This is a genomic window from Achromobacter denitrificans NBRC 15125 (assembly GCF_001571365.1).
In the GTDB taxonomy this organism is placed as follows: domain Bacteria; phylum Pseudomonadota; class Gammaproteobacteria; order Burkholderiales; family Burkholderiaceae_B; genus Achromobacter; species Achromobacter denitrificans.
In genome coordinates, this window is sequence record NZ_BCTQ01000015.1 from 60,218 (window position 1) to 81,981 (window position 21,764).

The 21,764-nt window shown below is 70.3% G+C and carries 22 protein-coding genes; 3 read left to right on the forward strand and 19 right to left on the reverse strand.

The window, feature by feature from the left end:
- Position 1: 1 nt before the first annotated feature.
- From ADE01S_RS14375 to ADE01S_RS14395, 5 genes are read right to left on the reverse strand one after another with little or no spacing between them, the layout of a single operon-like run.
- Positions 2-835: an ABC transporter permease gene (locus ADE01S_RS14375; RefSeq protein ID WP_088448057.1), complete on the reverse strand. Its 834-nt coding sequence runs from the start codon at positions 833-835 to the stop codon at positions 2-4.
- Entirely contained in the window at positions 832-2,022 is a 1,191-nt protein-coding gene (locus ADE01S_RS14380; RefSeq protein ID WP_062682379.1) for an ABC transporter substrate-binding protein, read from the reverse strand. Before ADE01S_RS14380 ends, ADE01S_RS14375 begins: the two co-directional genes overlap by 4 nt.
- A 40-nt stretch (positions 2,023-2,062) precedes the next feature.
- Positions 2,063-2,860 carry an ABC transporter ATP-binding protein gene (locus ADE01S_RS14385; RefSeq protein WP_062682380.1) on the reverse strand — a complete coding sequence of 266 codons (798 nt, stop codon included), beginning with the start codon at positions 2,858-2,860 and terminating at the stop codon, positions 2,063-2,065.
- Entirely contained in the window at positions 2,857-3,984 is a 1,128-nt protein-coding gene (locus ADE01S_RS14390) for an acyl-CoA dehydrogenase family protein (protein ID WP_087881507.1), read from the reverse strand. Before ADE01S_RS14390 ends, ADE01S_RS14385 begins: the two co-directional genes overlap by 4 nt.
- Positions 3,981-4,538, reverse strand: a complete 558-nt coding sequence (locus ADE01S_RS14395) for a carboxymuconolactone decarboxylase family protein (RefSeq protein WP_062682381.1) — start codon at positions 4,536-4,538, stop codon at positions 3,981-3,983. The genes ADE01S_RS14390 and ADE01S_RS14395 overlap by 4 nt, the downstream gene beginning before the upstream one ends.
- Before the next feature lie 127 nt (positions 4,539-4,665).
- Here ADE01S_RS14395 and ADE01S_RS14400 point away from each other — a divergent pair, with 127 nt between their 5' ends.
- Positions 4,666-5,625 (forward strand): AraC family transcriptional regulator, encoded by a 960-nt coding sequence (locus ADE01S_RS14400; RefSeq protein ID WP_062682382.1) that lies wholly within the window; start codon positions 4,666-4,668, stop codon positions 5,623-5,625.
- A gap of 12 nt (positions 5,626-5,637) precedes the next feature.
- On the opposite strand, the gene ADE01S_RS14405 is transcribed toward ADE01S_RS14400, so the two are convergent.
- The 3 genes from ADE01S_RS14405 to ADE01S_RS14415 are packed head-to-tail and all read right to left on the reverse strand — an operon-like array spanning position 5,638 to position 8,929.
- Positions 5,638-6,456 carry an alpha/beta fold hydrolase gene (locus ADE01S_RS14405; protein WP_242663495.1) on the reverse strand — a complete coding sequence of 273 codons (819 nt, stop codon included), beginning with the start codon at positions 6,454-6,456 and terminating at the stop codon, positions 5,638-5,640.
- A 5-nt stretch (positions 6,457-6,461) separates the two neighbouring features.
- Complete coding sequence (locus tag ADE01S_RS14410; protein WP_062682383.1) at positions 6,462-7,754, reverse strand: O-acetylhomoserine aminocarboxypropyltransferase/cysteine synthase family protein; 1,293 nt, start codon at positions 7,752-7,754, stop codon at positions 6,462-6,464.
- A gap of 35 nt (positions 7,755-7,789) precedes the next feature.
- The gene (locus ADE01S_RS14415; protein ID WP_062682384.1) at positions 7,790-8,929 is read right to left on the reverse strand and encodes an aminotransferase class V-fold PLP-dependent enzyme; all 1,140 of its coding nucleotides are present in this window, start codon (positions 8,927-8,929) and stop codon (positions 7,790-7,792) included.
- A 176-nt stretch (positions 8,930-9,105) separates the two neighbouring features.
- Between ADE01S_RS14415 and ADE01S_RS14420 the strand changes: the two genes are divergently transcribed.
- Together ADE01S_RS14420 and ADE01S_RS14425 are read left to right on the forward strand one after the other, a co-directional pair.
- Complete coding sequence (locus tag ADE01S_RS14420) at positions 9,106-10,128, forward strand: amino acid ABC transporter substrate-binding protein (protein ID WP_062682385.1); 1,023 nt, start codon at positions 9,106-9,108, stop codon at positions 10,126-10,128.
- Between the two features lies 1 nt (position 10,129).
- Positions 10,130-12,289 carry an ABC transporter permease subunit gene (locus tag ADE01S_RS14425; RefSeq protein ID WP_062682386.1) on the forward strand — a complete coding sequence of 720 codons (2,160 nt, stop codon included), beginning with the start codon at positions 10,130-10,132 and terminating at the stop codon, positions 12,287-12,289.
- Between the two features lie 28 nt (positions 12,290-12,317).
- Here the strand turns inward: ADE01S_RS14425 and ubiT are convergent, their stop codons facing one another.
- The 11 genes from ubiT to narJ all read right to left on the reverse strand — a co-directional run bounded on the left by ubiT (position 12,318) and on the right by narJ (position 21,760).
- Positions 12,318-12,749 carry a ubiquinone anaerobic biosynthesis accessory factor UbiT gene (gene ubiT, locus ADE01S_RS14430; RefSeq protein WP_062682387.1) on the reverse strand — a complete coding sequence of 144 codons (432 nt, stop codon included), beginning with the start codon at positions 12,747-12,749 and terminating at the stop codon, positions 12,318-12,320.
- Positions 12,746-13,639 (reverse strand): U32 family peptidase, encoded by an 894-nt coding sequence (locus ADE01S_RS14435; protein WP_062682454.1) that lies wholly within the window; start codon positions 13,637-13,639, stop codon positions 12,746-12,748. The genes ubiT and ADE01S_RS14435 overlap by 4 nt, the downstream gene beginning before the upstream one ends.
- Complete coding sequence (ubiU, locus tag ADE01S_RS14440) at positions 13,636-14,652, reverse strand: ubiquinone anaerobic biosynthesis protein UbiU (RefSeq protein WP_062682388.1); 1,017 nt, start codon at positions 14,650-14,652, stop codon at positions 13,636-13,638. The genes ADE01S_RS14435 and ubiU overlap by 4 nt, the downstream gene beginning before the upstream one ends.
- 109 nt (positions 14,653-14,761) lie before the next feature.
- A complete protein-coding gene (locus tag ADE01S_RS14445) occupies positions 14,762-15,424 on the reverse strand; it encodes a response regulator (protein WP_062682389.1) in 663 nt (220 codons plus the stop codon).
- 13 nt (positions 15,425-15,437) lie between these two features.
- Complete coding sequence (locus ADE01S_RS14450) at positions 15,438-17,375, reverse strand: type IV pili methyl-accepting chemotaxis transducer N-terminal domain-containing protein (protein ID WP_062682390.1); 1,938 nt, start codon at positions 17,373-17,375, stop codon at positions 15,438-15,440.
- Between the two features lie 98 nt (positions 17,376-17,473).
- Positions 17,474-17,971 (reverse strand): molybdopterin-guanine dinucleotide biosynthesis protein B, encoded by a 498-nt coding sequence (gene mobB, locus ADE01S_RS14455; protein WP_062682391.1) that lies wholly within the window; start codon positions 17,969-17,971, stop codon positions 17,474-17,476.
- Positions 17,968-18,636, reverse strand: coding sequence for a carbonic anhydrase (locus ADE01S_RS14460; RefSeq protein WP_062682392.1), 669 nt, complete (start codon positions 18,634-18,636; stop codon positions 17,968-17,970). Before ADE01S_RS14460 ends, mobB begins: the two co-directional genes overlap by 4 nt.
- A gap of 1 nt (position 18,637) precedes the next feature.
- On the reverse strand, positions 18,638-19,636 hold the full coding sequence (moaA, locus tag ADE01S_RS14465; RefSeq protein WP_062682393.1) for a GTP 3',8-cyclase MoaA: 999 nt from the start codon (positions 19,634-19,636) through the stop codon (positions 18,638-18,640).
- A complete protein-coding gene (locus ADE01S_RS14470) occupies positions 19,633-20,394 on the reverse strand; it encodes a peptidylprolyl isomerase (protein ID WP_062682394.1) in 762 nt (253 codons plus the stop codon). The genes moaA and ADE01S_RS14470 overlap by 4 nt, the downstream gene beginning before the upstream one ends.
- 22 nt (positions 20,395-20,416) lie before the next feature.
- Positions 20,417-21,100, reverse strand: a complete 684-nt coding sequence (gene narI, locus ADE01S_RS14475; RefSeq protein WP_062682395.1) for a respiratory nitrate reductase subunit gamma — start codon at positions 21,098-21,100, stop codon at positions 20,417-20,419.
- Positions 21,101-21,118: 18 nt separating this feature from the next.
- Complete coding sequence (gene narJ / locus ADE01S_RS14480) at positions 21,119-21,760, reverse strand: nitrate reductase molybdenum cofactor assembly chaperone (RefSeq protein ID WP_062682396.1); 642 nt, start codon at positions 21,758-21,760, stop codon at positions 21,119-21,121.
- Between the last annotated feature and the right edge of the window lie 4 nt (positions 21,761-21,764).

The following is a 21,764-nucleotide window of genomic DNA, read 5'->3' on the forward strand; positions in this document are numbered from 1 at the left end:
CCTATCCCCGCCAATAGCGGTACAGCGCGCGCGCCCCGGCATCCAGCAGGAAGCCCAGCACGCCTATCATCAGCACCATCGCCATCAGCTCCGAATACGCGAGGCGGTCGCGCGTATCCAGGATGAAATAGCCCATGCCCGCCGACACGCCCAGCATCTCGCAGGGCACCAGCACGATCCACAGGATCCCGATCGCCAGGCGCACCCCCGTCAGGATATGGCCCAGCACCCCCGGCAGGATGACGCTGCGCAGGGTCTCCCAACGCGTGGCGGCCACGCTTTGGGCCAGCAGCAGCCAGCGCGTGTCCAGCTGCTGCACGCCCGCCGCCGTGTTCAGCACGATGGGCCAGACGGCCGCGAAGGCCAGCAGAAAGTAGACCGGGTCGTCGCCCACGCCGAAGACCATCACGGCTATCGGCATCCACGACAAGGGCGAAATCATCCGCAGGAACTGCATGGCCGGCGACACCGCGGCCTCCAGCCGCCGGTAGCTGCCGATGGCCAGCCCCAGCGGCACGCCGATGGCCAGCGCGAAGCCCAGGCCCACGGCGATGCGCCGCAGGCTGACCAGAATGTGCGCCGGCAGGTCGGAGCCGGTCAGCAATTCGCCCAGGCTGACGAAGGTGGCGCCCGGCGAAAACCGCCGCGCCATGCCGCCCGCGGGCGACAGCACGTCGGTGCCCAGCCACCACAGCGCCAGCAGCGCGGCCAGGCCGCCGGCGCCCAGCGCGCAGCGCGCCGCCAGGCCTTGGCCGCCGCGCTTGCGCCCGGCCGCCGGCTCCCGCGAGCCTGCCAGCCCGGCGGGCGTATCGGCGGTGGATTCCCGGGCCGTCACGCCTGCACCAACTCGGTCCGGCTGTACTGGTCGGGAAAGCCGAAACGGCTCAGGCCGCCCGCCGATTCGATGGCGCGCCTGACGTAGCGGTCGTCCACCAGTTCGGCCGCGGCGCGGGCCGGATCCAGGCTCGCCAGGAAGCCGCGGTCCGCCTCGATCAGCGTATCGCGCAGGCGGCGCACCAGTTCCTCGGTATAGCTGGGGAACGGATACGGCTGGAAATCGATGCGGCGCTCGTCCCAGCCCGCGTGCCGGATGGCGCCGCTGGCCAGGTATTGCTCGCGGTCCGCGGGCGGCGGCGCCAGCACCTTGGACAGCGCGGGCAAGGCGTGCGGCGTGTAGCGGTTGATGCCTTCCTTGGACAGCAGCCGCGCCGTCTCGGCCCGGTTTTCGCGTATCCACAACTGGGCCTGCACGATGGCGTCCACTACCTTCTGCGACCACTGCGGCCGCTGCTCCAGGTCGCGCTCGTGCATGAACACCACGCAGCAGGCGTGGTTGCGCCAGACGTCGCCCGTGAAGCGCAGCACCTTCCCCACGCCCAGGGTCTCGGCCACCGCATTGAACGGCTCGGCCACGATGTAGCCCGCGATGCGGTTCTGCGCCAGCGCGGGCGGCATGTCCGCCGGCGCCATCACGACCAGGTTCACCTCGGCCGCGCCCACCGTGCCGTCCTTGCGCGCCACCGGCGTCAGGCCGTTTTCGCGCAGCAGGTATTGCAGCACCACGTTGTGGATGGAATACCAGAACGGAATCGCGACCGTCTTGCCGCCCAGGTCCTTGACGCTATCGATCGCCGGCGCCACGGTCAGGCCCGAGCCGCCCACGTGGTTCCAGGCCACCACCTTGGCGGGCACCTGGCTGCCGAACCGCGCCCATACCGTCATGGGCGACAGCAGGTGCACCACATTCACCTGCCCCGAGATGAAGGCTTCGATCACCTGCGCCCAGCTGCGCAGCAGCGTGGGCTTTTCCGCCTTGACGCCGGCCTTCTCGAACAGGCCGTTGTTGTGCGCCACCAGCAGCGGCGCGGCGTCCGTGATGGGCAGGTAGCCGATGCGCACCGGCGCGTCGGGCTCGCTCTGCGCGCGGGCGTTGAACGCCGACAGCAACGAGGCGGCGCCGCCCGCCGTCAACAGGGCCGAAAGTTTCAACCAGTCGCGACGCGACATGTGTTCCAGGCACATCAAAAAGCTCCTAGCAAGGGCCCGCGGCTCGGGCGCCGGGTCAGGCTGGCGCGGCCACGCCGCGGGCGTCCCGCAGCGCGCCGCGCAGGCGGGTGAGGATTTCCAGGCGCAGCGCGCCCATTTCCGGCAACAGGTCGGCGCGGGGCTGCGGCAGGTCCACCCGCCACACGCCCAGGATGCGGCCGGGCGCGCCGCCCAGCAGCACGATGCGGTCGGCCAGCACCAGCGCTTCGTCGATATCGTGCGTGATCAATACGGCGGCGGTATCGAAATCCGCCACCACCTTGCGCAGCAGCGCCTGCATCTCGCCGCGCGTCACCTCGTCCAGCGCGCCGAACGGTTCGTCCAGCAGCAGCACGGACGGACGGCGCGCCAGGCAGCGGGCCAGGGCCGCGCGCTGCGCCATGCCCCCGGACAATTGCGCGGGGCGCAGCTGCCGCGCATGCGACAGGCCCACCTCGTCGATGGCCTGATCCACCCGCGCGCGGCGCTGCGCCGGCGTCAGCGCCGGCTGATGCTTGAAATCCAGGCCGAAAGCCACATTGCGTTCCAGCGACAGCCAGGGCAGCAGGCTCGGATCCTGGAACGCCACGGCCACGCGGGGATGCACGCCCGTCAGCGGCGCGCCTTCCATCAGCAGCGTGCCGGCGCTGGCGGGCTGCAAGCCGGCCAGCACCCGCAGCAGGCTCGATTTTCCCGCGCCGCTGGCGCCCAGCACGGCCACCACCTCGCCGCGCGCGAGATCCAGGTCCACGCCCTGGAACACCGCGCCGGCCGCGCCCGGGTAGCTGAGCGCCAGGCCCCGGGCTTGCAGCACGGCTTGCGGCGCCGTCGTCATGCGACGGCTCCGGCCGCCAGCCTGGCCTGCCGCTTGGCCAGCTCGGTCTTCAACTGCACCAGGCTGGGCGTGACGATGGGCAGGAAGGCCGCCTCGCGCCACCGCCGGGCAAAGCCCGCGCCGGCCGGCCGCAAGTAGGCCGCGCCGCCGCTGGCCTGCAGTTCCAGCTGCACGGCCTGGTTGGCGGCCTCGGCCAAGGCGATCCGGATCTCGAACAGGGCCCAGGGTTCGGACACGAAGCGCCCGTTGCGCACCCCCTCGATCAGGCTGTCGGACAGCGCGTCGACTTGCTCACGCAAGGCCTGCAGCGGCGCGCCCAGGATGCCGCGCGACGCTTGGCCCTGCCCCGCCTGCGCCGCGGCCAGCAAGGCGCGGCGCGCCAGGCCGATGGACAGGCCGCATTGCAGGCCCGCGAAGGCCGGCCTTGCTTGCGGCAGATACTCGCGGGCATCGGGATGGATCAGCCATTCCGGGCCGATGCGCACGCCGCGCACGTCCAGCGCGGCGGTGTTGCTCGATTGCAGCGCCAGCAAGGACAGGTCCGGGCTGCGCGCCAGCCCGGCGATATCGTGCGGCAGCGCGACCACGGCCGGCGTGCCGTCGGGCGCCGTGACCGCCGCGGCGACCAGGAAGCCCTGCACCCGCAGGTTCGTCACCCAGGGCATGCGGCCGTCCAGCACCCACTGGCCGTCCTCTTCCCGCGCGGCGATCTGCAGGGACTCGATGCCGCTCAGGAATTTCATGGCGTTGGACAGCGCCGTCGCACCCGCCTGCTCGCCGGCCAGCAGGGGCGCGAGCCACGCGCCGGCCAGCGCGGTGTTCGGGCTGCGCAGCAGGTATTCGATGAAGACGCGCTGGCCCCAGGCCACGAAGGCGCTGGCGACCGACAGCTCCGCCACCTGCGACACCGCCTCGATGGCGTCGCCGATGTCGGTGCCGGGCAGGCCGCCCTGCGCCTGGGGCACGCCCTGGCGGAACACGCCCGCCGCGGCCAGCCGGGGCAATACCGTGGCGGCGTCCAGGCTGCCGTCGTCCAGCGCGTCGGCGTGCTGCTCCAGCCACGCGCGCAGGTCTTGCGGCAGCAGGCCGCGCCCGGCGTCGACGATTGCGGATTGCGGCGTCATTGCGCGCCGCTCCAGGCGTAGTCGCTCAATTGCTCGTTAAGCGGCGTCTGCGCCAGGTTGTTGCCGAAATTGCAGATAGTGGCCAGCCCCACGCCCACGATGACTTCGAGCGCGTTGCCGTCCGTGTAGCCCGCGTCGCGCAGGGCCTGGAGGGCCTCGTCGCCGACGCGGCCGCGCGTCTGGATCACGGCTTCGGTGAAGGCGGCCAGGGCTTGCAGGCGCTCGTCCGGCAGCGTGCCCTGGGCGCGCAGCGCGTCCACCACTTCGGGCGACAGCTTGGCTTTGTTGCGCGCCAGCGCGGTGTGGCCCGCCACGCAGAAGGTGCAGCCGTGGCGCGTGCCGGCCACCAGTTGCACCACCTCGCGCTCCTGCAAGGTCAACCCGGCGCGGGCATTGATCTGCGACAGGGTCTGATAAGCCTCCAGCGCCACCGGCGCGTTGGCCAGCACGCCCAGCAGATTGGACAGGTATCCCGCGCCCCGCTCGGCGGCGGCCAGCGCCGCGCGCGTGGGTTCGGGAGCGCTTTGCGCGGTATGGACGGGCAAACGGGCCATGTGTTCTCTCCTGACGGCTAGGGTTTTGAAGCCTCATTGTGCTTGCGGCGGGCGGCAAGCGACAATGCATGAAGATCGCAACTTGATGCTAGATCTTATCGACTTTCAGCTATGCGCTTATAACCTGATGCGTTCCGAAACCTTACCTCCGAACTGCTCCGGTCCATGGACCGTATCAGCCGCCGACCAGGCCGCGGTCGACGCCCTGCTGCTGTCCAGCCTGGAGGTGCAATCCAGCCTCTACCACCTCGGGCAGTATTGCGGCAATTGGTCGGCCAGCACCAGCGGACGCGCCCGCGCCAGCTTCCACCTGATCCTGCACGGCGGTTGCCTCGTCGACGTGGGCGCGGGGCGCGAAACCCTCACCTTGGCCGCGGGCGACGGCATCTTCTTCTTGCGCGACATTCCCCATGCGCTGACGCCGCTGGGTCTGCCCGCCGCCGACGGCGGGCGATGCGCGCCGATGCAGCCGCTCCTGCCGCGGCAGGCCGACAGCACCGGCCTGGCCTGCGGCTTCTTCCAGTTCCGGCCCGGGCTCGCCGACCTGCTGGCCGACACGCTGCCCGACTACCTGGTGCTGCGCGCCGACGACGAGCGCTTCCACACCGCGCGCGGCGTGTTCGAACTGATCCTCGGCGAAACCGCGCGCGATCCCGGCGCGTCGCCGGTCGTGCTGGAACGCCTGACCGACCTGCTCATTTTCTTCATGCTGCGCCATCTGGCCATCCACGACCGCCAGGCCTACGGCCTCTTCGTGCTGGCCCGCGACCCCGCCATGGCCGGCTTGCTGCAGTCCATCCTGGCCGAGCCGGCCAAACCCTGGAGCATGCAGGACATGGCCGACCGGGTGCATATGTCGAAAGCCACTTTCCACCGCCGCTTCACGCTGCACGGCGGGACCACGCCCGCGCAGTTGCTGCAATTGCTGCGCATGCGCGTGGCGCGGCGCTACCTGAGCCAGGGCATGGGCATCCAGGACGCCGCCGAGCGCGTCGGCTACCAGTCCCAGGCGGCGTTCAGCCGCGTCTTCCAGCGCACGGAAGGGATGGCGCCGTCCGCGTTGCGCAAGCGCCCTCCCGCGCCCTAGGCGCCTGTACCGTCAGGCCAGGCCCAGCAGCAGCTCGGCGAGCAACGCCGGATGCGTGATGTGCGCTTCGTGCGGCGCCGCGATGTCGACCCAGTTCCAGCCGGATTGCGACTTCACCAGCTTGCGCGAATCGTCCAGCACCGCCAGCTCGGGCTGCGTGCAATGGATGTACGTGCGCGGCACGCCGTTGCCGATGGGATGCTTCAGGTTCAGCGGCGAGGTGTAGCTGGCCAGCGGATGCGCGGTCAGGCGGCGCTTGACCCAGTCGTGGTCGGCGGTGCCGGGCGTGAAGCCCCAGGCCGCGGGAAGCGGATCGGGGATTGGCACGGCCAGTCCGCCCGTGGCCTTGGAGGCCGCGGCGATGCGAGCGTCCGCGTCCGCCTTCGGGTAGACGGAAAACGCATTCTGGCCGCTCTCCAGCACGATGGCGTCGAAGTACACCAGGTGCGCGAGCCGGCCCGGCTTGCGGTCGGCCACGCCCGTGATGGGAATGCCGCCGAAGCTGTGGCCCACCAGGATCACGTCATTGAGTTCCTGCGTCTCGATGACCTGGACCAGGTCCTCGACGAAGGTGTCGATGGTGATGTCCTTGCTCAGCAGGTGGGCGCGATCGCCCATGCCGGTGTAGCTGGGCGCATACACTCGGTGGCCGGCCGCCTGCAGGCGGTCCGCGACCGGGCGCCAGCACCAGCCGCCGTGCCAGGAACCGTGGGCCAGGACGTAGGTCCGGGCTTTCGCGACCGGCGCGGCGGCCAGGGCCGACGCCCCCGCCGCCAGCGCGGGCAGGCCCGCGGCGAGTTTCAGCAGATTTCTGCGCGGGAGCATCGTCATGCCGCTTACGCCTTGGCCAGGGCCTGGTCGAGATCGGCCAGCAGATCGTCGACGTGCTCGATGCCGATCGACAGGCGAACCGTTTCCTCGCGCACGCCCGCCTTCTGCAACTCTTCCGGATTGAGCTGGCGATGGGTGGTGGACGCCGGGTGCGTGGCCAGCGACTTGGCGTCGCCGATGTTGACCAGGCGGGTGAAGAGCTGCAGCGCGTCCTGGAAGCGGGCGCCGGCCTCGCGGCCGCCCTTCACGCCGAACGTGAACAGGCCCGGGGCCTTGCCGCCCAGGTACTTGCGCGCCAGCGCGTGGTCGGGATGGTCCGGCAGGCCGGCGTAGTTGACCCATTCGACCTTGGGATGCTCGCGCAGGTAGCGGGCGATCTTCACCGCGTTCTCGACGATGCGGTCCACGCGCAGCGCCAGGGTCTCGATGCCTTGCAGGATCTGGAAGGAATTGAACGGCGAGATCGCCGCGCCGGTATTGCGCAGCGGCACCACGCGGGCGCGCCCGATGTAGGCGGCCGCGCCGAAGGCTTCGGTGTAGACCACGCCGTGATAGCTGACGTCCGGCTCGTTCAGGCGCTTGAAGCGGGCCTTGTGCTCGGCCCAGGGGAACTTGCCCGAGTCGATGATGGCGCCGCCCAGGCTCGTGCCGTGGCCACCCAGGTACTTGGTGAGCGACTGCACCACGATGTCGGCGCCGTGCTCGATGGGACGCAGCAGGTACGGCGAGGGCACGGTGTTGTCGACGATCAGCGGCAGGCCGTGGCGATGCGCGAGCTCGGCCAGCGCGGCGATGTCCGTGATGTTGCCCAGCGGGTTGCCCACGGACTCCGCGAAGATGGCCTTGGTGCGGTCGTCGATCTGGGCTTCGAAAGCCGCCAGGTCGCTGGGATTGGCGAAGCGCGTGGTGATGCCGTACTGCGGCAGCGTGTGGGCGAACAGGTTGTAAGTGCCGCCATACAGCGTGCTGGACGAAACGATGTTGTCCCCGGCCTCGGCGATGGTCAGGATGGCGTAGGTGACCGCGGCCTGGCCCGAGGCCAGCGCCAGCGCGGCGATGCCGCCTTCCAGGGCCGCGACGCGCTGTTCGAGCACGTCGGTCGTGGGGTTCATGATGCGCGTGTAGATATTGCCGGGAACCTTGAGGTCGAACAGGTCGGCGCCGTGCTGCGTGTCGTCGAAGGCGTAGGCGACGGTCTGGTAGATCGGCACCGCCACGGCGCGCGTGGTGGGATCGGGACGATAGCCGCCATGCACGGCAATGGTTTCCAGCCGCCAGGGCTTTTTCGTTTCGCTCATGTGTCTCTCCAGGAGATGCGTTTCAAGGGTTCTTGTCAGCTTGCGAATGCGCGCGCGGCGCGCAGGATTCGGTCGACGTCGGCATGGTTGTTATAGGCGCCGACGGACAGACGCACGTAACCATACTCCACAATGCTGGCCACCACCCCCTCGCGGGCGAGATGCGCCAGCGCCTGGGCCGGATCCGCCACCCGCAGCGCGGTGGTGGTGCTGCGCGATTCGGCGCCGGACGGCGTGGCCACCTGCGCGCCGAGCGCGCGCAAGCCCTCGCTCAAGGCCTGCGACAGCTCCAGCACCCAGGGCTCGATGCGGTCGGGCCCGGCCTCTTCGATCAGGTCCAGCGCGCCGGCCCAGCCGGCGATGCCGGGATAGTTCAGGTTGCCGGTCTCCAGCCGGCGCGCATCGCCGGGATCGGACACGCCCAGCCGCCATTGCGGCCCGGACTTGTCCAGGGTGGTCACGCCCGACGGCCCCACGTACAGCGGGTCCAGCGCGTCGAGCAATCCGGGAGAAACGTGCAGCAGGCCCACGCCCAGCGGGCCCAGCATGCCTTTGTGCGCGCCGCAGGCGAAGGCGTCCACGCGCCACTCGTCCACCCGGGCGCGCAACAGGCCCGCGCCCTGGATGCCGTCGACGACCAGCCAGATGCCGCGCTCGGCGCAGCGGCGCCCCAGTTCGGCGATGTCGGTGCGAAAGCCCGTGCCGTACTGCACCCAGGACACCGCGATCAGTCGGGTGCGCGCATCGACCAGGCGCCACAGGTCTTCCACGGAATAGCGGTGCGCCTCGGCCCGCGCGACACGCACCTCCACGCCGCGGCGGCGCAGGTTCAGCCACGGCAAGGCATTGGTCGGATGCTCCTGGTCGTCCACGACCAGGTTGTCGCCATCCTGCCAGGCCAGGCCCTGGGCGACGGTATTGAGGCCCTCGGTGGTGTTCTTGGTAAAGGCCAGGCGGCGCGCGTCGCCGCCGAGCAGGCGCGCCAGCCGCGTGCGCAGGGTATCGGCGTCGCGCAGCCATTGCGGCTTGTCGCTGCGGGCATGGGTGATGCCGTCGAAGAAATCCGCGACCGCGCCGGACACCCGCGGAGAGAGCGGGCTGGTGTAGGCGATGTTGGCGTAGGCCTTATCGCGCGTTATCGGAAACCACTGCCTGAATTCGTCCTGCCAGCTCATGCGCAACCTTCGACCTTGTTCGTGGGACTGTATGGAGATGACGGCATTCTAGGTATATGACGAGAATCTGGATAAGGCTTAGTTCTTATATTGATATGACTATATAGTCGCTCGGAATCGCGGGACCCGACCCTAGAATTCATGCCTTTCTTGGCTATGACAACTACGGGAACGGCATGCATCTGACTCAATTCCTCAAGGCCGCCGGCGCGGCCGCCGCGCTGGCCATCGCCGGCGCGTCCCATGCGGGCACGGTGGACACCATCAAGAAGCGCGGCGAACTGGTCTGCGGCGTCAGCCAGGGCTCGGCCGGCCTGTCGATCGCCGACAAGCAAGGCCGCTGGACCGGCCTGGATGCCGACCTGTGCCGCGCGCTGGCCGCCGCCGTGCTGGGCGATCCCGCCAAGACGCGCTTCGTTCCCCTCAGCTCGCAGCAGCGCTTCCCCGCGCTGCAGTCCGGCGAGGTCGACGTGCTCAACCGCAACACCACCATCACGTCCAGCCGCGACGCCGGCCTGGGCATCGTGTCCGCGGGCATCGTGTTCTACGACGGCCAGGGCTTCCTGGTGCCGCGCAAGCTGGGCGTCAAGAGCGCCACCGAACTGGACGGCGCACAGGTGTGCGTGCAGCCCGGCACGGTGAACGAACAGAACCTGGTCGACTACTTCAAGAAGCACAAGCTCAGCTATCGCCCGGTGGTCATCGAAAACCTGGTGGAGCTGGAGCAGGCCTTCTACGCCGGCCGTTGCGACGTCTACCTGTCGGACGCCTCCACCCTGGCCGCCAGCCGCGCCGCCCGCGCCAGCCAGCCCGACGATTTCGTGATCTTGCCCGAGCGCATCAACAAGTCCCCGCTCGGCCCCTTCGTTCGCCAGGACGACGCCAACTGGGCCGCCATCGTGCGCTGGACGGTGAACGCGCTGGTCGCGGCCGAGGAACTCGGCATCACCGCCGCGAACGCGGACGGCCAGTCGCAAAGCACCGACGCCCAGGTGCGCCGGCTGCTGGGCGTGGATCCCGGCATCGGCAAGAGCTTCGGCCTGGACGAAGCCTGGGCCCGCAACGCCATCAAGGCCGTGGGCAACTACGGCGAAGTCTGGGACCGCAACCTGGGCGCTTCCACCCCGCTGAAGCTGGAGCGCGGCCTGAACGCCCAATGGAACCAGGGCGGCCTGCTGTACTCGCCCCCGTTCCAGTGACATGACGACGGCGACGATCCCCTTCCCCGCTCCCGCCCCGTGGCGCCGCTGGCTGTCCACGGCGGCCTGGGTCCTGGGGCTGGGCGGCATGGCCGCCATTCTGCTGCTGCACATCGAATCGGTGCAGGCGGCGCGCGGCATCCACGGCGGCTTCGGCTTCCTGTTCCAGCCGTCGGGCTTCCGCATTTCGGAAAGCCTGCTGAACGTCACGCCCGACGATCCCTACTGGATGTCGATCGCCGCCGGCCTGGTCAACACGCTGACGGTGGCGCTGGTGGCGATCCCGCTGGCGACCGCGCTGGGCATCGGCCTGGGCCTGCTGGGCCTGTCGTCCCACCCGCTGGCCGCGCGCTGCGCCGCCCTCGTCATCGCGCCCTTGCGCAACACGCCCGTGCTGCTGCAGCTGTTCGTGTGGTACGGGCTGCTGCTGCGCCTGCCGGACTTGCGGCAGGCGTGGTCGCCCTTGCCGTCCGTGCTGCTTTCCAACCGCGGCCTCGCCCTGCCGGCCGTGCACGGCTGGCTGCCCTACGCGGCCCTGGGCTTGGCCGCGCTGGCGCTGGGCTGGCGCGCCCGGCGCCGCTGGGGCAAGCCGGCCCTGTACGGCGCCCTGGCCGTCGCGCTGCTGGGCTGGACCCTGCTGCCGCCGCTGCAGCTGGACCTGCCGGTCAAGCGCGGCCTCGGCCTGCAAGGCGGCTGGCAACCCAGCATCGAATTCGCGGCCCTGACGCTGGGGCTGGTGGTGTTCCATGCGGCCTATATCGCCGACATCGTCCGCGCCGCGGTGCGCGCCGTGCCGGTCGGCCTCGTGGAAGCCGGCCAGGCCCTGGGGCTCGCGCCCCGGCATGTGCTGCGCCTGGTGATCGCGCCCTACGCGGCGCGAGTGGCGCTGCCGCCCTACGCCAACCAATGCCTGGCCCTGGTGAAGAACAGCACGCTGGCGATCGCCATCGGCTACCAGGAGCTGATGGCCGTGATCAATACCGCCATCACCCAGACCGGGCTGGCTCTGGAAGGCATCGCGCTGGCCGTGGCGGTCTATCTGACGCTGGCCCTGGCCCTGGGCGGCGGCCTGTCGGCCTGGAACGCCCGCCATACCCGGCATGGCCCCGGCGACACGCACGGCGCCCGCCTGGGCGACCGCGCGCAGCCGTTGGCGGGCGCGGGCGAAACACAGCCCTGGCGCCGGCGGCTGGTGTCCGTCGCGTTCACGGTCGCGCTGGCCGCGGCCGGCTGGGCCCTGCTGGACTGGGCGGTGGTGCGCGCCGTCTGGCTGGGCGATCCCGCCGCCTGCGCGAACGCCGCGGGCGCATGCTGGGCCGCCGTGGGAGAGAACCTGCCCTTGCTGGTGTTCGGCACCATGGCCGAAGCCGACCGCGGCCCCGCGCTGGCCGCCTGCGCGGCGCTGCTGGCCGGCATCGCGCTGGTGCTGGGCGGCAGGCGGCTGGCGGGCGGCATCCACGCCGCGCTGCTGGCGGCCCTCTTGATCGTGGTGGTCTGCGCCCTGTCGGGCTGGCCCTGGGGCGGCGCGACCATCGGGCCGCAACGCTGGGGCGGCCTGCTGGTCACCTTGATCCTGGCCATCGCGGCGTTGGCCGCCGCCGTGCCGCTGGCCTTCGCGCTGGCCCTGCTGCGCCGCTCCGGCAGCCCGGCCGGCTCGCTGGCCGCGGCCGGCCTGATCGAAGCCGTGCGCGGCGTGCCCCTGGTGACCCAGCTGCTGTTCGCGTCCTTCGTGCTGCCCATGCTGCTGGGCGGCGGCGTGTCGAAGTTCAGCATGGCGCTGGCCGCGCTGACCCTGCATACCGCCTGCGTGCTCGCGGAAGTGCTGCGCGGCGCGCTGCAGGCCATCCCGCCCGGACAGATGATGGCGGCGCGCGCGCTGGGCATGGGCCCGGCCGCCGCCCACGCCTACGTCATCTGGCCGCAGGCGCGCCGCATCGCCGCCCCGGCCGCGCTGGGCGTGTTCGTGGGCGCGGTGAAGGATACGTCGCTGGTCAGCATCATCGGCGTGTTCGACGTGCTGGGCGCGGCCAAGGCGGTCGTCGCCGGCACCGCCTGGCGCCCCTACCACGTAGAGGTCTACCTGGCGGTGGCCATGCTGTACTTCGCGGCCAGCCTGGTACTGTCGCGCGCGGCGCGCAGGATGGAGCGGCTGGGCGCGTAGCCGGGCCGGCGCCCAGGGCCTGCCCGCCCTACCCGTCCGCCCGGCTCAGCCGTTGCAGCCAGGCGGGCCGGGGGGCCGCGTCCAGCCAGTTCTTCACGATCAGGCCCAGTTCGGTATCGCCGGAGATGCGCAGGCGGCGCTGGAAGAACAAGGTGTCGGCGTCCGTCTCCAGGCGCATCAGCGCCAGCAGGTCGGCGAACTTGGCGCCCAGCTCCAGCTCCGCCGGCGCGCCGTCCCAGACCGTGCGGAACGCGCCCTGCCTGAGGGTGAAGCAATTGCGCAATCCCAGGTCCTCGACGGTGATGGCGAAACTTCGGCCTTCCAGTTCCTCCGGCGGCGACAACCACTTCAAGCGCCGGGCCAGCTCCAGCCCGGCGACGAAATGCAGCGACACCAGCGGCGTGGGCAGGCGCCGGCCGATACGGGCGAGCACCGAAGGCAGGACGATGGCCGCGCTCATGCCGCTTCCTCCTTCAGGTCGATGCCGGGCCGGCCGTAGAAGTAGCCATTGCAGCGGGAGATCCCCGCGGGCGGCGCCACCGCCGCGGGCTTGCCGCCGCGGCGCGTGGCGTCGAGCGCGGCAATCGCCTCCAGCGTGCCCGTCGACTGCGGGCTGACGCGCAGGACCTCCGCGCCCAGCGCCGCCAGTTCGGGCGCCTGCGACAGCAGGTCCAGACAGGCCGCCGACTGCACCTGTATGCCGTTGATGGCGAGGAAGTCGCGCGATTCGCGGGTGCGCATGTCCAGGCCGTCGGGATGCTCGATGCAGCGGAATCCGCATTCGTCCTTCTTCAGGCGGAAATGCCGCGCCGTGAAACAGCGGGCGGAGAAAGCCAGCGCCATGCGGCCCCAGACCATCACTTCCGCCTCCAGGCCCACCGGCCGTTCCTGCAACAGGCGCGCCAGCGTGTTGGCGTCCATCTCCAGCGGCGCGACGAAGCGCGTGGCGCCGCGGCGGGCCAGCCATTCCAGCGTGCCCCCGTGATAGGCGTTCATGTGCGGGCCCGCGACGAAGGGTCGGCCCGCCAGATGGCGCATCGCGCCCACCTCGCCGGCCTCGACCTGGAAGTCGTCCTGCTCGCACAGTTTCTTCAGGGCGCTGGCCTCGGCGCCGGTCTCGATCAGCGTGCGGCCCGACAACACCACCGTCTTGCCGGCGGCGCGGAGATCGCGCGCCAGCGCCAACCAGTCGTCGGCGCGCAGTTCGTGCCGGCGGCTGCAGACGGTCTCGCCCACGTACAGGATGTCGGCGGGGCTGTCGGCCAGCTCCGCGTAGAACGCCAGGGTGTCGCGGCGCGGCCAGTAGTACAGCAAGGGGCCGACTGAAATCTGGTATGCGTTGGGCTTCATTTCCATGGACGCTCGAATGCGCCTTGCGTGACTTGGGAACCCTCGGCATGGCGCGCCAGCATGGCGTTCCATTCGGGGCGCGGGGAAAAGCGCGCGGCATCGGCATGCACGCTGTCGAGCGCGGCGCGCAGCGTCGCCACCACCTGGGTCACGTAGGCGGGGCTGCGCTGGCGGCCTTCGATCTTGATCGCGGACACGCCCATCTCCGCCAGGCGCGGCAACAGGCCGATGGCGTTCAGGCTGGTGGGTTCCTCCAAGGCGTGGTCGGATTGCCCATCCACGTCGAAACGCCCTTTGCACAGGGTCGGGTAGGCGGCGGGTTCGCCGGGTTCGTAGCGGTCGATCAGGATGCCGTTCAGGCGCGCGTCCATGCGGCCGTTCGTCTCTTCCCAGCGCACCGCGTGCGCGGGCGAACAGACGCCTTTGTTGTTGGGGGAATCGCCGGTGGCGTAGGACGACAACAGGCAACGGCCCTCGGCCATGACGCACAGGCTGCCGAAGCCGAACACCTCCACCTCGACGCTGACGTTGGCGCAAATGCGGGCGATCTCGGCCAGGGTCAGCACGCGCGGCAGCACCACCCGGCGGATGCCGAACTGCTCTTTCATGAGTTCGATGGCGTCGGCGTGGGTGGCCGAGCCCTGCACCGACAGATGCAGGCGCAGGTCCGGATAGCGGTCGCTGGCATAGGCCAGCAGGCCCGGGTCGGCCATGATGACCGCGTCGGCGCCCAGCCCGTGGGCCGCGTCCACGGCGGCGCGCCATTCCTGCGCGCGGCCCGCCTGCACGAAGGTGTTGATGGCGAACAGCACCTGGCGCTTGCGGCTGTGCGCCAGTTCGACGCCGGCGCGGATATCGGCTTCGGTGAAATTGAGCCCGGCGAAATTGCGGGCGTTGGTGGCGTTCTTCAGGCCGAGATACACCGTGTCGGCGCCCGCTTCGATCGCCGCCTTCAAGGCAGCCAGGCTGCCGGCGGGAGCCACGAGCTCCAGGGGAGAGGTTCGAGTTTCCATGACGGCCAGTCTAGGGGCCGGCCGCCCCGCGGGCCTTGTCGAAGATCAAACGGCGCGCGGCGCCGGCGGCGGGCGTATCGCGGCGGCGCCGCGACGCCGCCGTCGCCCGCTATTCTTCCGTGTACAGGCCGTGCTCCACGGCATAGACCGCGACCTGCACGCGGCTGGTCAGGTTGAGTTTCTTCAGCACGTTCTGCACGTGGATCTTGACCGTGCTTTCGCTCACGTCGAGCTCGCGGGCGATGACCTTGTTGCTGGCGCCGCGGGCCAGCCATTGCACGATCTGCCGTTCGCGCGCGGTGAGTCGGTTGCGGTCGCCGCCGCCGGCCGGCTGCGAGCCCGGGCCGCCCTGGCCGCGGAACTGCTCCACCAGCTTGGCCGTCATGCTCTCCGCGATCACCGGCTCGCCGCCGGCGGCGCGGCGGATGGCGGAAGTGAGCGCATCCGCGTCGATGTTCTTCACCAGGTAGCCGCGGGCCCCGTCGCGCAGCGCCTGGCCCAGCTCGTCCGCCTCTTCCGACACCGTCAGGATGATGACGGCGCAGGAAGGCAGGTCTTGGGTCAGCAGTTGCAGCGTCTCCAGCCCCGAGAGCCCCGGCAGGTTGAGGTCCAGCAGGACCACGTCGGGCTTGAGCTCCTTCGCGCGTTTCAGGCCCTCCACGCCGTCGCCGGCCTCGGCCACGACTTCGAAATCGGGCTGGCGCTGCAGCAGCAGCCGCACGCCGGAGCGGAACAGGGTGTGGTCGTCGACAAGCAGGATACGGATGGGCATGGTCTGGGAGGTCTCAAGCGGCCTGGCGTTCGCTGCCGGGCAGGGTCAGCGAAACGCGCGTGCCGGCGCCGGGCTGCGATTCCAGTTTTATCACGGCGCGCATCCGGGCGGCCCGTTCCCGCATGATGTGCAGGCCGACGTGGGACTCGCCGCGCTCGGCGACCTCGGCCGGATCGTAGCCCTGGCCGTTGTCCTTCACCGTCAGGCTGAAATCGCGGTCGTTGTCGACCGATACCTCGACGCGGTCTGCCTCCGAGTGCTTGCGCACGTTCGACAGCGCTTCCTGCAGAATGAAAAGCACCTGCAGCTGCTGCTCCGGCGGCAAGGGCGCGCCCTGCCCCTGGCCGAAGCGCAGCACGGTTTCCACGCCGGTCTGGCGGCGGAAGCGCTCCACCGTGTCCTCGATGGCGGCCTGCAGGTCGCCCTGCGACAGCTTGGTGCGGAAATTGGTGAGCAGCTCCCGCACGTCCTGGTAGCTTTCGTCCACGCCCGCGCGCAAGAGCGGCAGGATCTCCTCGATCTCCTCCGCATCGCCGCGCTGCACGGCCGCGTCCAGCATCTGCAATTGCAGGTTCAGGAAATTCAACCCTTGCGCCAGGCTGTCGTGCAGGCCCTGGGCCACCAGCCCGCGCTCCTGCACCACGGCCAGCTGGCGCGCCTGCGCGCCCAGGCGGCGGTTGTCCAGCGCCACGCCCAGGTGCCGCCCCAGCGTTTCGAGCAACTGGGACTCCGCCGGCGTCAGCCGGCGCTGCTGGCGGAAATGCAGCGAATAGGAACCCAGCACCTCGTCGCGCGTGACGATGCGGAACACGGCCACGCTGGCGAAGCCGTCCCGCTGGCAGTTCAGGTCCATGGAGGGCGGCGACTGGCGGAAGTCCTGGATGACGATGACGCCCTCCTGCCGGGTGGCGACCCCGCAATAGCAGTCCTCCACCTTCATGCAATGCTCGGATTCCACCAACTGTTCGGACAGGCCCACCGACACCATCAGGTTCAGTTTCTCGTTGGTGGGATCCAGCGCCCGGATGCTGCCGCCCTCGGCATCGAACTGCAGCATCACGCGGCGCAGGAAGCCGTCGCACAGGGCCTCGATCTCGTTGGGCTGGTTCAGGAACGCCGCCATGTCGTAGAGCGCGCCGATGTCGCGGTTCTGCGCCGCGAGCTGGGCGGTCTTTTCTTCTACCCGGCGCTCCAGGCCGGTGTACAGGTCCTGCAGCTCGTCGGCCATGCGGTTGTAGCCGCGGGCCAGCACGCCGAACTCGTCCTGGCTTTCCACGGGCAGGCGGGTGCTGAATTCGCGGGCGGCCATGCGCTGCAGGCCGTCGCGCAGGCGCAGCACCGGGGAAATGATCCACAGGTACAGCAGGTAGATCATGGCCAGCGTGCCGGCGCTGGCGATGGCCGCCAGCACGCCCTGCGACAGGCGCAGGGAGGTGGTCTTGCCCGCGTTGTCCTGCTCGATCATCCGGACCAGGGTATCGGCCCGGGACACGAACTCCGGCAGCGTCTCCAGGTAGGTCGCGGCATCCGGCTGCCCGAGCGCGCGCAGCGCCGCCGGCTTCATGATGTCCTGCCAGTATCCGGCCACGTCGTGCCACTGGACGCGGATGGCCTCGTCGTTGGGGATGAAGAGCGGCCGGGCCGGATTGCCGCGCGCCAGGCGCGCGATCGTGTCGTCCATGACCTGGATCTGCTCCTGGGTGCGGAACTCGCGCCCGGCCTGGGGCCGCATCAGTTCCACCGCGACGCGGTTGGCGCGCATGCGCAGGCTGCCGGTGTCATTGATGGCCGCGCCCGCGCCCTCCAGCTGCCAGGACAGCCACAGCGTCCAGCTGACCATGGCCAGCACCACCACCAGCGCCAGCAGCGAACTGGCGATGATGCGCGTGGACAGGCGGTGCCGGGGCGATGGCAGGCCGTCGGATTCGACGATGGGATCGGTGGACGTCATGGCGGTGGAGCGGGTCGGGGTCCCCGGGAGGGATCGGCTACCAGTGTAGCCTCCCGCTCCGGCCCTCGCCCGCCACGGCTCGTGCGCGACGCTGTCGTTCAATCCAGGTCCAGGGCGCGGCAAATGAACGCCGCGACCCGCGCCGGCTCGTTCAGGGGCAGGCAGGGCAATGCGGTCTCCAGCGGCGCGTCGGTCGCCACCGCCAGGAAGGTGGCGTCCTCGGCGTGCAGCGGCGGCTTGCCCGCGGCGGGCCGGTAGACCTCGATGCGGGGGATCGCCGCCTGCTTGAACCCCTCGACCAGCACCAGGTCGGCGGGCGCCAGGCGGGCGAGCTGCTCGTCCAGCGTGGGTTCGGGCGCGTCCCGCAGTTCGTGGACGATGGCGTAGCGAAACGGCGACGCCACCATGACCTCCTGCGCGCCGGCCGCGCGAAAGCGCGCGCTGTCCTTGCCCGGCGGCTCCATCTGGAAGTCGTGATGGCTGTGCTTGATGACGTTGACCCGCAAGCCGCGCGCGGCCAGCAGGGGCAGCATCGCCTCGATGAGGGTGGTCTTGCCGCTGCCGGAACGGCCGGCGATACCGAAGGCTGGGGTCATGCGAGCTCCGTGAACAAAGGGCATACGATGGGCAGGAACGCGTCCGCCCGCGCCGAGTATGCCAGCAAAGCGCCCGCCACCAGGTCGAAATACCAGCCGTGCAGCGTCAGGCGCCCCGCCTGGACCGCCCGCCTGACGAAGGCCAGGTCTTCCAGGTTGCGCAGCGAGATCAGGATGGAGGCCTGCTCGCAGGCGCGCCGGCGCTCCGCGGCCGTGGCCGCGGGCATCTGCTGCAGCACCCGCTGGCGCGCCGGTTCGGCGATGTCCATCCAGCGCCCCAGGTAGTCGGGCTCGCCGTCCCCGCCGCCCTGCCGCGAGCCGCGGTCCATCAGCGAACGGATGCCGCCGCAGTGCGCGTGGCCCAGCACGATGATGCGGCTGACCTGCAATTGCTCCACCGCGAACTGTATCGCGGCCAGCACGCCCTGGAGGCCCCGGTCGGTGTTGGACGGCGGCACCAGGTTGGCCACGTTGCGCACGGTGAAGATGTCGCCCGGGTCGCAGCCCAGCAGCATGGCCGGATCCACCCGGGAATCGCAGCACCCGATCAGCAGGGTGCTGGGATGCTGGCCCTCGCGCAGGCTGCGGTAGAGCGACGGCGCGTCCTCGTAATATTGCTGCTGGAAACGCTGGAAGCCGTCGACGAGGCGTTCGATGTCGCGCATGTCAGCCTCCCGTCTGCGCCATGAAGCGCACGATGCGTTCCGGGCGGGTGGTGAACTCGTGGCGCTCCGGCTTGGCGGCGATGCCCGCCAGGATCGCGCCGGTGAGTTCGGCGTCGCTGGCGCCCTCGCGCAGCAGCCGGCCCAGCGGCACCTGGTCTTCCTGCCCCAGGCACAGGTACAGCGTGCCGTCCACGCCCAGCCTGACCCGGTTGCAGCTGGCGCAGAAATGGCGCGACATGGGCGTGATCACGCCCAGCACCGGCGTGCCGCGGCCCGTCGTCCAGTAGCGGGCCGGGCCGGCTCCCTGCCCCGCCAGCGCCGGCAGCAAGCCGGCCTCGGCGGCCAGGCGCGCGCCCATGGCGTTCAGGTCGACATGGGTATGGCCCCGGCCGCATTCGCCCATGGGCATGGGCTCGATCAGGCGCAGCACGAAGCCCTGGGCCACGGCGTAGTCCAGCAGGCGCCGCACCTCCGCCTCGGGCGTGGCCGCGTGCACCACGCTGTTGAGCTTGATGGGCGCGAAGCCCGCGCGGCGGGCGGCGTCCAGGCCGGCCAGCACCGACGACAGACAGTCCCGGCCGGTGATCTGGCCGAAGGCGGCCGCGTCCAGCGTGTCCAGGCTGACGTTCAGACGGTCCACGCCCGCCGCCCGCAGGGACTGCGCATGGCGCGCGAGCTGCGTGCCATTGGTGGAAACGGACAGGTCCGCCAGCCCGGGCATGGCGGCGATGGCGCCCGCCAGCGCGGCGATGCCGCGGCGCAGCAGCGGCTCGCCGCCGGTCAGGCGGACCTTGCTGACGCCCAGCCCGACGAATAGGCCGACCAGCCGGGTCATTTCATCGTGGGTCAGCCAGTTGGCGGGCGTCTCGAAACCCTTGAAATCCTTGGGCAGGCAATAGGCGCAGCGCAGGTCGCAGCGGTCGGTGACGGAGACGCGCAGATAATCGATGCGGCGTCCGAAGCCGTCCTTGAGAGGTCCAGCAGCGGGCTCGTCCATCATGCGGCGCTTCCGCTGAATACTCGCTCGGGCTCGCCCTCCTCCAGGTCGATCCCCTCGATCCGGGCCCGCCCGACGAGCAGCTTGACGTACTGCCGCCAGGCGATGTCGCGGCTCATGGCCGACAACGCCGTGGCGATCTGCCCGGCCACGTGCTCGTAAGGCAGCAAACGCCCTTCGATGCGGCGCGTCACCCGCAGGATGTGCAGGCCGTGGCGGGTCTGCAGCAGCTGCGGCAGCAGCCCGCCGGCAGGCAGCGCGAAGACCGCGCGCTCGAATTCCGGCACGGTGTCGCCACGGCCCAGCTGGCCCAGGCTGCCGCCCACCGCGGAAGATGGGCAGTTCGACTGTTCGCGGGCCACCTCGGCAAAGCGCGAGGGGTCCTCCAGCAACTCGGCCAACACCACGTCGGCGTGGGCGCGCAGCATGTCCAGGTTCACGCTGGGCGTGACCTGGAACAGGATGTGGTCCGCCTCGACCAGCTCTCCCACCATGAAACGCTCGGGGTGCATCTGGTAGAAGCGGCGGCAGGCGGCCTCGTCGGCCTCCGGGGCGGTCGCCTCGCGGGCCAGCAGGCCGCCGATGGCGCCCTCCTCGTCCGAGGCGTCCAGCCCCTGCCGGCTGGCCTCGTCCAGCAGCACGCGGCGCAGCACCAGCGCGGTGACCGCCTCCCGCATGGGATTGCCGGCCTCCGAGTGCAGCGGCAGTTCGCGTTCCAGGTCCGCGTCGCTCAGTTCGACGCCATTGACGATGACGGGCATGTTCGGCTCCTTGAGGCGGGGTTCAGCGCGGACGGACCAGCTGCCAGGCGCGGCCCAGGTAGCCGACCGAGGCGAAACCGCTCCAGACGTGGACCAGGCGGGTGAACGGGAAGATTACGAACAGCGTGAGGCCCATGAACAGGTGCGCCTTGAACAGGAGCGGCACGTCGGCGACATGGCTGGCGGCGTCGCCCTGGAAGGTGACGATGTGCTGCGCCCAGGTCATGAGGCGCACCATCATTTCGCCGTCCATGTGGCCGGCCGACAGCACGATGCTGGACAGGCCCAGCAGCAGCGTGACCAGGATCCACAGCAACAGCAGCTTGTCGCCTGGCCGCGTGGTGGCGCGGATCCGCGGATCGCTCAGGCGGCGATGGATGAGGATCAGCAGGCCGATCAGGCACAGGCCGCCCATCACGCCGCCGGCGACCATCGCCACGGTCTGCTTCAGGGTGTGCGACACGCCCAGCGTGTCCCATACCACCACCGGCGTCAACAGGCCGGCGAGGTGGCCGAAGAACAGGCCCAGGATGCCCACGTGGAACAGGATGTTGCCCAGCCGCAGCTGGCCCTGGTGCAGCAGCTGCGAGCTGTCCGACTTCCAGGTGTACTGCTCGCGCTCGAAGCGCACCAGGCTGCCCAGCAGGAAGATCGTCAGCGCGATATAGGGATAGATGCCGAAGAAGAACTGATTCAGGGAGTTCATGTTGCGTCGTCCTGAAGGTTAATGGGCCGGGCGGGGATAGAAGCGCACGGTTTGCGCGCCGTCGCCCGAAAACGGCCGCAGCAGCGGCTCCACGCCGTCCGCGCCGGCGCCGAACGTCTCCATCGCCTCGTCCATGTCGCGCACGGGCGCCTCGGTCTGTTCGCGCGGCACGACCCGCGACTGCGCGCGCAGCACCGCGAAGATGCACGCGTAGGGGCTTTCGCTCCTGGCCAGGCGCGAGCCGATGGCGGCCAGCACGTGGATAGCGTCGTCCAACAGCTCCTGGGCCAGGTCGGGATCGACCACTCCCAGGAACTCCAGGAACAGCGGCACGTGGTCGGGCAGCTCGGACACGACCGGCTCGAAGCCATGTTCGCGGTAGGTGTCCAGCAGGTCCACCATGGCCTGGCCCCGGTCGCGGCTTTCGCCGTGCACGTGCTCGAACAGGTGCAGGGAATGCGAACGGTTGCGGTCGAACGTGGCCACGTAGTTCTCCTGCAGCGAGATCAGGTCGTGGGTGGCCAGGTACTCCATCAGCGGCTGCAGGGTTTCCTCGGCATCCGGATAGGCGGCCAGCGCGGCTTCCACCTCGCCCAGCGCGTCCAGCAGGTCGGTTTCGGGATAGCAGAGCAAGGCGGAAAGCAGGCGGTACGGACTCATGGTT